The 9,369-nt window shown below is 51.7% G+C and carries 10 protein-coding genes and 1 pseudogene; 8 read left to right on the top strand and 3 right to left on the bottom strand.

Features of this window, described 5'->3' with window-relative positions; translation table 11 throughout:
* Nucleotides 1–1,226: SDR family oxidoreductase (locus PPL9_RS14430; protein WP_057463349.1), on the bottom strand; the 1,226-nt coding region annotated here is incomplete at its 3' end.
* 143 nt (nt 1,227–1,369) lie between these two features.
* Between PPL9_RS14430 and PPL9_RS14425 the strand changes: the two genes are divergently transcribed.
* From PPL9_RS14425 to PPL9_RS14405, 5 genes are all read left to right on the top strand, one after another.
* A complete protein-coding gene (locus tag PPL9_RS14425) occupies nt 1,370–1,828 on the top strand; it encodes a MarR family winged helix-turn-helix transcriptional regulator (protein WP_208989380.1) in 459 nt (152 codons plus the stop codon).
* Nucleotides 1,829–1,841: 13 nt separating this feature from the next.
* The gene (locus tag PPL9_RS14420; protein WP_057463347.1) at nt 1,842–2,519 is read left to right on the top strand and encodes a cysteine hydrolase; all 678 of its coding nucleotides are present in this window, start codon (nt 1,842–1,844) and stop codon (nt 2,517–2,519) included.
* Nucleotides 2,520–2,846: 327 nt separating this feature from the next.
* Entirely contained in the window at nt 2,847–4,061 is a 1,215-nt protein-coding gene (locus PPL9_RS14415; RefSeq protein WP_057463346.1) for an NAD(P)/FAD-dependent oxidoreductase, read from the top strand.
* 91 nt (nt 4,062–4,152) lie between these two features.
* The gene (locus PPL9_RS14410) at nt 4,153–5,673 is read left to right on the top strand and encodes a multicopper oxidase family protein (protein ID WP_057463345.1); all 1,521 of its coding nucleotides are present in this window, start codon (nt 4,153–4,155) and stop codon (nt 5,671–5,673) included.
* Between the two features lie 121 nt (nt 5,674–5,794).
* Entirely contained in the window at nt 5,795–6,190 is a 396-nt protein-coding gene (locus tag PPL9_RS14405; RefSeq protein WP_057463344.1) for a hypothetical protein, read from the top strand.
* A 102-nt stretch (nt 6,191–6,292) separates the two neighbouring features.
* Here PPL9_RS14405 and PPL9_RS34785 read toward each other — a convergent pair whose 3' ends face one another.
* Nucleotides 6,293–6,475, bottom strand: a complete 183-nt coding sequence (locus PPL9_RS34785) for an ArsR family transcriptional regulator (RefSeq protein ID WP_342585837.1) — start codon at nt 6,473–6,475, stop codon at nt 6,293–6,295.
* A gap of 177 nt (nt 6,476–6,652) precedes the next feature.
* On the opposite strand from PPL9_RS34785, the gene PPL9_RS14395 reads away from it, so the two are divergent.
* Nucleotides 6,653–7,471: an alpha/beta hydrolase gene (locus PPL9_RS14395; RefSeq protein ID WP_057463342.1), complete on the top strand. Its 819-nt coding sequence runs from the start codon at nt 6,653–6,655 to the stop codon at nt 7,469–7,471.
* 61 nt (nt 7,472–7,532) lie between these two features.
* On the opposite strand, the gene PPL9_RS14390 is transcribed toward PPL9_RS14395, so the two are convergent.
* Nucleotides 7,533–7,790 carry a YjhX family toxin gene (locus PPL9_RS14390; protein WP_054667435.1) on the bottom strand — a complete coding sequence of 86 codons (258 nt, stop codon included), beginning with the start codon at nt 7,788–7,790 and terminating at the stop codon, nt 7,533–7,535.
* 385 nt (nt 7,791–8,175) lie between these two features.
* On the opposite strand from PPL9_RS14390, the gene PPL9_RS14385 reads away from it, so the two are divergent.
* The gene (locus PPL9_RS14385; RefSeq protein WP_057463341.1) at nt 8,176–8,472 is read left to right on the top strand and encodes a hypothetical protein; all 297 of its coding nucleotides are present in this window, start codon (nt 8,176–8,178) and stop codon (nt 8,470–8,472) included.
* Nucleotides 8,473–8,705: 233 nt separating this feature from the next.
* Nucleotides 8,706–9,369, top strand: a pseudogene (gatB, locus tag PPL9_RS31360) (Asp-tRNA(Asn)/Glu-tRNA(Gln) amidotransferase GatCAB subunit B); the annotation flags it as partial.

Below are 9,369 nucleotides of genomic sequence, written 5' to 3'. Positions count from 1 at the left end.
TCTGCCCAGAGATCCGTCGCCCACAACGTGCCAGCACCTAAGTAGCCAAGTGTCACCGCAATCATGCCGAGGCAGGCGAGGCGGGTGTATCTTCTAAAGAGGATGAGGCTGCCAAGCGAGATATCAGCGATGCTGCCTGCAAAGACAAAGAGCAGACTGAGTGTTTGATCCATGCCGCGCTCGGTCAGAACTCTCTGTGCGTCGCTAAACTGGATTGCTCCGATAATGCCAGAGGCAAGCCAGAAGAGAGAAAGGCAGGCGATGGTGAGGGGCAACAGAAGATAAAGTCTGGCAAACCAACGCTCCTGCGTTGAGCATGGCAAACACCTCAGTGTTTCATCAAGTGATTTGCAGGGAAAACCACCCGCCTTTTGCCAAGTGGACGTATCCGCGCTGATGCCGTTTTGCAGGGTTTCGATGGATGTGGAGCGCAGGGGAGAGCGCCAACCAAGCGTTCCAAGAGCATCCGCCAGTTTGCTTGTCGCCGTTAGGAGCCCGTTTGGGGCGCTGATAGCATAGCGCCATTGCGGGAAGCCTTGCCATGCTCTCACTGAATTTGTGATTTGCCAGAGTGTTTGCGGTGTTTCTTCTGCAAGGTCTGCCGTTGTCCCTGTCGGTATTTTGCCAAGCGCGCAGTGTGTGACTGCTTGTGCCAGGTCGTCCAAGGCTATGGTTTGAATTTGGCTTTTGGGGAATACCTTAAAGCCGATGAGCGGCATCGCGCTGGCTGCTCGTAGAAGTGCTGTTCCGCCATAGGCTTGTGGCCCAATAACAAGGGCAGGGCGCAGAATGATTGCATGCTCAAGCTGTTGCTTAATGATTGCATCGCCTTTTGCTTTGGTGCGGAAGAAATTGGTTGCTGCGTCAAGCGCGACGCCTGCGGCTGAGATCTGGATGAACAGCTTATCTGTGTTGGTCAATGCCTCGCACATACGTTCGACGGCTTGCACATGGATTGCTTCCAGATTGTCTTTGGCAGAGTTTTGCAGGGCGCCGGATGTGTTTATGACTACATCTGCTGCTTCAAAGATTTTGCTCCAATCCTCAGTGGTTGCGGTGGCGATATCCAGAAAGTGCCACTGTAGTTCAGGAAAGCATTGCCTGGCGGCTGATTGGGAGCGTCCAACCCCCGTGACATGAAATCCTGAATGTTGGAGATGTTTGACGCAGGCGGCACCGATGAAGCCATAAGCGCCGAGGACAATTGCTGATTTGCGGTTACTCATAAATTGAACTTTTAAAACGAAGACCAGACTCACATGAATGCCTCAATCTAGCATGAGGCCATTGCGTTGAGTGTATCTTATTTGTCAACTCAGTTGACGGAATCGATATGGAGTGGTCTGGTGGGGGTATGGATGAACGAGAAATGCAGAGAGACCCTGAACTGGCGGATTTGCTTTATGAGGGGATACAGATCACGCGGCCCTTGTTGCGGCACATTACCAATGCGGTGGACGTGGCCTCGCAAAAACATGGGGTGAGTGTTGGGGAGCGGGCCATTCTTGAGGCTTTGCTGAACAGTCGTGTTCCGATGACAGCGCCAGCACTTACAGAGCGGTTGGATCTTAAGCGGCAGTTTGTGGCGCGTGTCCTTGCGGCGTGCAAGGCTGCAGGGTTTGTGGAGATGCAGGACAACCCTGCTCATATGCGCTCGCATTATTATGTGCTGAGCTCAAAAGGGCGGGAAGCGATTACCGCGATCCGGCAGGCGGAATTTTCTATTCTTGAAGAGCTTTTGCAGAACCTGAGTGCGGATGAGGTACGCGCGCATCTGAAAGTGCAGCGGGCGTTGCTTGGTTGTTTTTCCTCACTGGGACAGTCGTAACTTGGAGGCATTGATGAGTATGTGGAGTGTTGTTGGTCTTGTGGTTCTGGTGCTTCTGATTGGTGCTGGATACACCGCGCAGCGCCTGATGCGGTTGCAGGGGCCGACGCAGGGAGACGTGATTGATAAGGCAAGCCGCAGCCAGTCTGCGTTGCTGGTGCTGGATGTGCAGGAGGACTTTACAAAGGATACCAAGGCGCGACAGTGGCCTGCTGCCTTTGTGGAAGAGCGGATTGCGCGGATTAACGCGTTGGCGGCAGATGCACAGACACGCGGGGAGCCCGTGATCACCACACGGTTGATCTATGAGGGAGGCTATACGAACTTTCTGATTGGATTGCTTGGCGAAGGGCTTGGGACAAAGGGCTCTGACGGGCTTGAGTTGGATAAGCGGCTCGGGTTTCAACCGGACATGGATCTTGTGAAGAGTGTGGGGGATGCATTTGCCAGTGAAGAGCTGGAAGCTTTCCTGAAGACACACGGTGTTGGGCGGCTCAGGATTGCCGGGCTTGATGGATGTTACTGTGTGAAGAGTACGGCGCTTGGTGCGCTGGGGCGTGGATATGCGGTGGAACTGGCAGAGGATGCTGTGCTTTCCATTGATCCGAAAGGCTGGACGCAGTGCCGGGCAGAGTTGGTGAGCAAGGGCGTGCAGCTGGTGAAATCGGCAGAGCTGGCTGTGGCTCAGTAGGTTCTGATCTCAACTGCATTGTGCCGGTTGCACATTATCAACATGCACCCTACATGGGCATGGGAAAAGTCTGCGTCTGACGCAGGCTTTTTGCTTGTGTATCTGCGCGATACATCTGGCTGTGGATCAAATTGAATGAGCTGAACCCTGGTATATTAAGCTGCCTACTAGATGTTGGGTGTTTTGCCGTTTCAAGACATACTGCCTCAAAATCTACACATTTGCCTTGGGGATTAATGCGGGAAAGGCTGTGGGTATATTGTTTAGATTGCTGCGTAATGTGCTATGGGTCTGTCTCCCAACAATAAAAGAGCAAACAGGAATAGCATGGCAGACGTTGAGTGCATCGTAATCGGTGCAGGAGTTGTGGGCTTGAGCGCGGCTTATGAACTAGCGCGCAGGGGACGTGAAGTTATTGTGCTTGAACAGCACGAAATCATCGGCTCCGAAATCAGTGCTCGTAATTCCGAAGTTGTCCATGCCGGAATTTACTACGCAAAAGATTCATTGAAATCAAAAGCTTGCGTGCAAGGTAAGGAGATGCTGTATTCCTTTTGTGAGGAATTTAGCGTGCCGTACAAGCGCGTTGGTAAGCTGATTGTAGCGACTGATGAAAGTCAGGTTGCCATGCTGGATGGCATTCGCGCACGTGCTGCTGCCAATGGTGTTGATGATCTTTTGATGCTCAATGAAGCACAGGCGCGGGGCTTTGAACCGCATCTGGCGTGTAAGGGCGCTCTGTTTTCTCCTTCCACAGGCATTGTGGATAGTCATGCGTATATGATGGCGCTGCAAGGTGGATTAGAGGCGCATGGCGGGCTTGTTGTTGTTGGGACAGAAGTCACCGAGATCGAAACCGGTATGCGCCCAAGTGAGTTGATGGGCGCTGACATTCTGGTGGAAGAGGATCTGGAAGCGGCTGATCATCACTTTGATGATGACGAGCATGAAGAGTTTGCTGCCAAGAACTTCAAAGGCGACGGCTTTACCGTTGTCATGAAGGATGGCTACGCGATCACTTGTCATGAGCTTGTGATCGCTGCGGGTCTTCACTCCAACAAGATGCTCTCCAAGCTGGCCGGGCACATGTCATGTAAAGTGCCGAAGCTTTACTATGCGAAAGGCAACTATTTCAGCCTTGCCGGAGATGCCCCGTTCTCGCATTTGATTTATCCTGTGCCAGAGCCGGGTGGGCTTGGTGTTCATCTCACGCTGGATATGGGCAATCAAGCACGCTTTGGACCTGATGTGGAGTGGATCGACGAGATCGACTACGAAGTGAATGAAGCGCACGGCGAACGGTTTTATTCGCAGATACGTAAATATTATCCCGATCTGGCCGATGGCAGCTTGCAGGCGGACTATTCTGGTATTCGTCCTAAGTTGGTTCCTGCGGGTGCTGAAGCGGCCGATTTCGCAATTTGGGGTGAGGAAACGCACGGCATTCCGGGGCTGTTGACTTACATGGGTATTGAAAGCCCGGGCCTGACCAGTTCTCTTGCACTGGGCTCCATGGGCGCTGATCGTTTGATCGGCGCGTAACCCATTCCTTATAATCCTCTCGATAATGCTAGGGAAATGTAGGGTTTCCCTGCCTAAACTGCTCTTTTCGTCTGGAAGAGCAGGTGCGCTTATGACGCTGAGCCGTCGAGACTTTGTGAAAACCAGCGCAAGCGGCGGGCTTGCCGCAGGTGCAGCTACATTCATTTCCGGCAGTGCTGGCGCACAGCAATCTCAACCTGTTTTGCCTCCTGCTTCTGTCCCGCAGGAAACAGCTTGCGCACAATCACTCCTTGGTGCAGGTGTTGCTAAGCCGGATTTTACGCTGGACGTGGATGAGAAACCTTACTCTCAGTATGGTGTCGATCTCAAAGGCATGCTTGTTGGTGGCACATGGCCGGGTACTCCTATCCGATATACGGAAGGGGATATGTTCCGGGTGCTCATCAATAACCGGATGAAACAGCCCACCTGCATTCACTGGCATGGAATCCTGTTGCCGTCTTTACAGGACGGTGTCCCCGACATTGCGCAGTTGCCCATTGAAGCGGGAACCTCTCAATATTACGAGTTTCCGCTGGTTCAACAGGGGAGCTATTATTACCACTCCCATCTTGGATTGCAGGAGCAGTATGGTCTTCTGGGAGCTCTCATTATTGATCCTAAAGACAATCCATACTCCTATGATCATGATGAAGTGCTGATGTTTAGCGACATTCCACCAGCCGAAGGTGGAGAGATCATCAAAGGCTTGCGTAGTGGCAGGCATCGGCCTGAGATCAAAGATGCTTATGAGCCTCCCAACTCCAAAGACTTTGATATTGATGTTGTGAATGCTGGTTACACCCTGAATGGACAACCCAACTCCGAACCGTGGACGTTGACCGTCAGAAAAGGGGCGCGTTTGCGGCTGCGGTTGATCAACTCGTCCGGCAGCACCTTCTTCAGAATTTCTATTGATGGACTGAAGTTCTCAGTCATTGAAGTTGATGGCAACCGTATGCAGCCTGTTGAGGGGCAGAATGTGATTGTCCCGACATCAGCCCGTTATGATGTGCTGGTAGATGTGCCGGACAGTGGTAGTTACACAATCCATGCTGCTGCGCTTGGTGATAGTAAGCAGTGTCTTGGGGTTATTCATACTGATGATGTGAAGGCCAGCGTGAATGACAAGCGGCCTTCCTTTGACGGGGTTACTGTTGATTTCAGAAGCCTGAAGTCGCTTGAGGCATCAGGGTTTGGCCGAAAAGTTGATCGTGTTTATGATGTGCTGCTTTCGGGAGATATGAAGGCCTATGAGTGGATGATGAACAATCACTACTGGCCTGAGCCCTATGCGGGGCCTGATCCGCAAAAGACGTATCTGGATGTGAAACAGGGTGAGGTGGTTCAGTTGCGGATGATCAATCGGTCTCCCATGTCTCATCCTATGCACCTTCACGGCCATACATTTCGCGTACTTGGTGGTCCTGATGACGACTATGCGCCAGTGATGGATACGGTTTGGGTGCCTAGGAAGCAGACGGTGACCATCGAATTTCTGGCCAACAACCCCGGCATGTGGGCCTATCACTGTCACAATATCTGGCACTTGGCTGTCGGGATGATGCAGCCCGTGCGCTACGTTGTTGGTGAGCGTGAGATGCTGCGGTAGATCTACGATTTTTCAGGGATACTGCTTCAGATGTATTTTACGCTGTAGCCGGATTTAGCTGCGTAGAAAGGGGGCTGCTGCGTCTTCCTTTTGCCCGAAGTTTCGGGGAAAGGAAGAATAAATGAAAATTGGAAAGTTTATAGTTGTCTGTGCGCTGGCGTTGAGTGTTGGTCTGCCGAGTGCTCAGGCTGACGTTTATTGGGCAGATGAGCCTGATACCCTTGTAGGTAATAGAACTTTGGACTCGCGCTCAAGCTTTACAGGGCCAACTGTTCGGCAGGTGCTGAGTGAATCATCTGATCGCGATATCCAGCGTGCTTACCAGAATCCGGCAGGGACTGATGGTCTGTACTTGCTCCTGCGTGATGAGAGTGGTGTTTGGCATCGTGGCGGACGCCCTCCGGCTACCCATGTGACTGTCGAATTATGGGATCGAGGGCGATATCAAACGACCTGTCATGTCTATTCATATCGCGAGGACCGGGATCGAAGGTTCTTTTACACGACCTGTAACTAATGCTCGTGCTAATCGACCTCGCAGAACGCTGCTGCGAGGTCTCATGATGCTATGCGTTTTTTCCCAGTATTGAGTAAATGTGAGATTTGAGCATCAGATGATCTAGTTTGGCGAGATTTCTATGTTGAGCCAATGCAAAAACTCTTTGATTTCAGGTTCGTTGCGTTTGCAGTAGGACCATTTCAAATGCTTCTGTGCAGTTATAAAGCCAGCTTGTTTTAAAATATCCAGATGCCTGCTGGCCGTGGGTTGGGCAACGCCAAGCGCCTCTGCAATCAAAGTCATGCAAACTCCAAACTCAGAAGGATCAGCTGATTGCTGATGGCTGAAGTGTTTTTGTGGGTCTCTCAGAAGGCGCAGGACCATTAAACGAGGCTCACTGGAGATGGCTTTAATTTGTATTGCTCTATCCATGTAAATATTCATATAGTCATTTAGCTAAATGTCAATGTGAGTCGTGCTATGCTGGAACTTCCAAACACCTCGGTTATTAACGGAAATGCTGTTCGCTGGGGGGCAATGGGGGATGGACCGCCACTGGTTGCCATTCACGGCACACCTTTTTCTTCGCAGGTCTGGGGCAGGATTGTGCCGCATTTCTTCGATCACAGGAGAGTCTATTACTTTGATCTGGTGGGTTACGGTTACTCTGAAAAACGCGAAGGGCAGGATGTTTCCCTCGGAGTGCAAAATGAGGTGTTGGCTGGCCTGTTTCAGGAATGGGAGTTAGATCGCCCTGATGTTCTGGCTCATGACTTTGGAGGTGCGACAGCTCTGCGGGCCTATTATCTGAATGGTCTGCGTTACGGTTCTCTGACGATATTTGATGCGGTTGCTTTGGCTCCATGGGGATCGCCGTTGGTGCAACATGTGCGCGAACATGCTGAGGCCTTTGCTGGGATGCCGGAGTATATGCATAAAGCGATGTTACGGGCTTATTTGCAGACGGCTGCTCATAACGAGCTTTCCGAGGAGGCTTTGGAGATTTATGCCGCTCCTTGGATTGGACCCGTTGGGCAACCAGCATTTTATCGTCAGATTGCGCAGATGGACCAGAAATACACTGATGAAGTTCAGGGGAGTTATGGGGCTCTGGATTGTCCGGTTTCAGTGCTTTGGGGTGTGTGTGATGAGTGGATCCCCTATGAGAAGGGGGAGGTTTTGGCTGGTCTGATTTCCGGGGAAGATTGTATTCCAGTTCCTCAAGCAGGTCATTTGGTTCAGGAAGATTGCCCTGAGGCTATTGTCGCTGCGGTTTTGAAGCAGATTTTGGGTAGATGACTGCCCAAGCTTTGCTTGATTGAAAACCACCCCGCAGCATGGTGCTGCAGGGTGGTGTTGGTCAACGATTGTCGAGCTGGCTGCGGACGCGGGTCAGGCCCAGTTTGGTGATGCGATAGGGGCGGCCTCCTTTTGAGGAGATCAGGCGTCTGTACTTCAGTTTTCTGAAGATGTGCTCGGAAAGACCGGCATAATACCAGCCGTCCCGGGTGACGCAGTTCATTTCTTCCAGAGTGCCATCATCGTCACGGCGCAATTCAATGCAGCCGCCTTGTGCCAGCACATGCAAAATGCGCTGTTCAGCTTTCGAAATATCCATGGATGTCTTTGAGTTTTAAAGATGCACTTGTCTCGTCTGCCCGCTCATGCGGTCAGTGAGATTGTTTGGATTGTGCATGCCCTGTCTATCTTCGACAGGGCTTTACCGGGACTCTTGTCGAGCTCGCATCAAAACTCCATTGATTGATGGCTGCCTTATAGGCAACCCATCTGAGTGTCGCAAGCGTGTCATTTCTTGCTGGACTGCGAAAACAAGCAGGTGTTGCAGATTTGCTGGAAGTGTTGGACGTCTCTCCCTATTATTCTCTGCAACGTACTTTTCGGGGATGTGCTCCAAGTCTGTTTCGCAGTCACTCCAATAATGTGCTAGGGGAACTACGTAGCGCTGTGCAGGTGCTTTCCTAATTGATCTGAATGAGACTTTAATGACCGACGATATCTCTGTAATCCTGCTGTGGCCGGGGCTTTTGAATCCGTTTGCCATATTGATCGCCGCCTATATGGGCTACTACGCCAATCAACGGGGGAAGATCTTCATTGCAGGATTTGCTGCCGCTGCGCTCAGCCTGTTTCTTGAGGGGCTTATCAAGCTTGTTGGGATACCTTTGCCGTGGAACCCTGAAGTGGGGCCGCTGGCGTTGTTCCCGTTCCGCTTTGCGACAGGGTTGATTGTAAGTGCTATTGCTATGAAAATCGGGGCAAGTCGTCGCCGCGCAAAGTGAGTGCTGAGGGATTGTTGTTCAGCGTGGGTCAAGCTCCAGATGCTTCTGCGCGACTTTCTACAAGCTTCTCCCCGAAATTTAGGCACTCTGGTTCAAAAACCCCCGAAGATTCACTTGCCATTGCGGGGTTGATGGCCTACCCAACACCATTGAGAAATTAGGTGGTCTTCGTGGCTGTGCATCGCGTGGCCGGACTTCCGTGAAGACTTATACGAACACAGGATATTGATCGCATGACGCTGCTTGTCGATACGCGCACTCCGGATCCGAAGAAATTCATCAAGGGCGCAACTGGCGACTGGGAAATCGTAATCGGCATGGAGGTTCACGCTCAGGTGACCTCTGAAGCCAAGCTTTTCTCGGGCGCTTCTACCAGCTTTGGCAGCGATCCGAATAATAATGTGAGCTTGGTTGATGCGGCGATGCCGGGCATGCTGCCAGTGATCAACGAAGAATGTGTTCGTCAGGCTATTAAGACCGGTTTGGGTCTGAAGGCCGAGATCAACCTGAAGTCCGTTTTTGACCGCAAAAACTACTTCTACCCTGATCTGCCGCAGGGCTATCAGATCTCCCAGTTCAAACAGCCGATCGTTGGTGAAGGTATCATTCACCTTGATATGAAGAGCGGTGAGCAGGTTGAAGTGGGCGTTGAGCGTCTGCATCTTGAGCAGGATGCGGGTAAGTCCCTGCATGACCAGCACCCGACCATGTCATTTGTTGACCTGAACCGTTCTGGCGTGGCGCTGATGGAAATCGTTTCCAAGCCAGACATTCGCTGTGCTGATGAAGCCAAAGCTTACCTGACCAAGCTGCGCACCATTTTGCGCTACCTGGGCACCTGTGACGGCAACATGGACCAGGGTTCCATGCGTGCTGACGTGAACGTTTCTGTTCGCA

The sequence above is a fragment of the Pseudovibrio sp. POLY-S9 genome (assembly GCF_001431305.1).
Taxonomy (GTDB): domain Bacteria; phylum Pseudomonadota; class Alphaproteobacteria; order Rhizobiales; family Stappiaceae; genus Pseudovibrio.
This window is presented reverse-complemented; position numbering and strand designations above follow the sequence as displayed.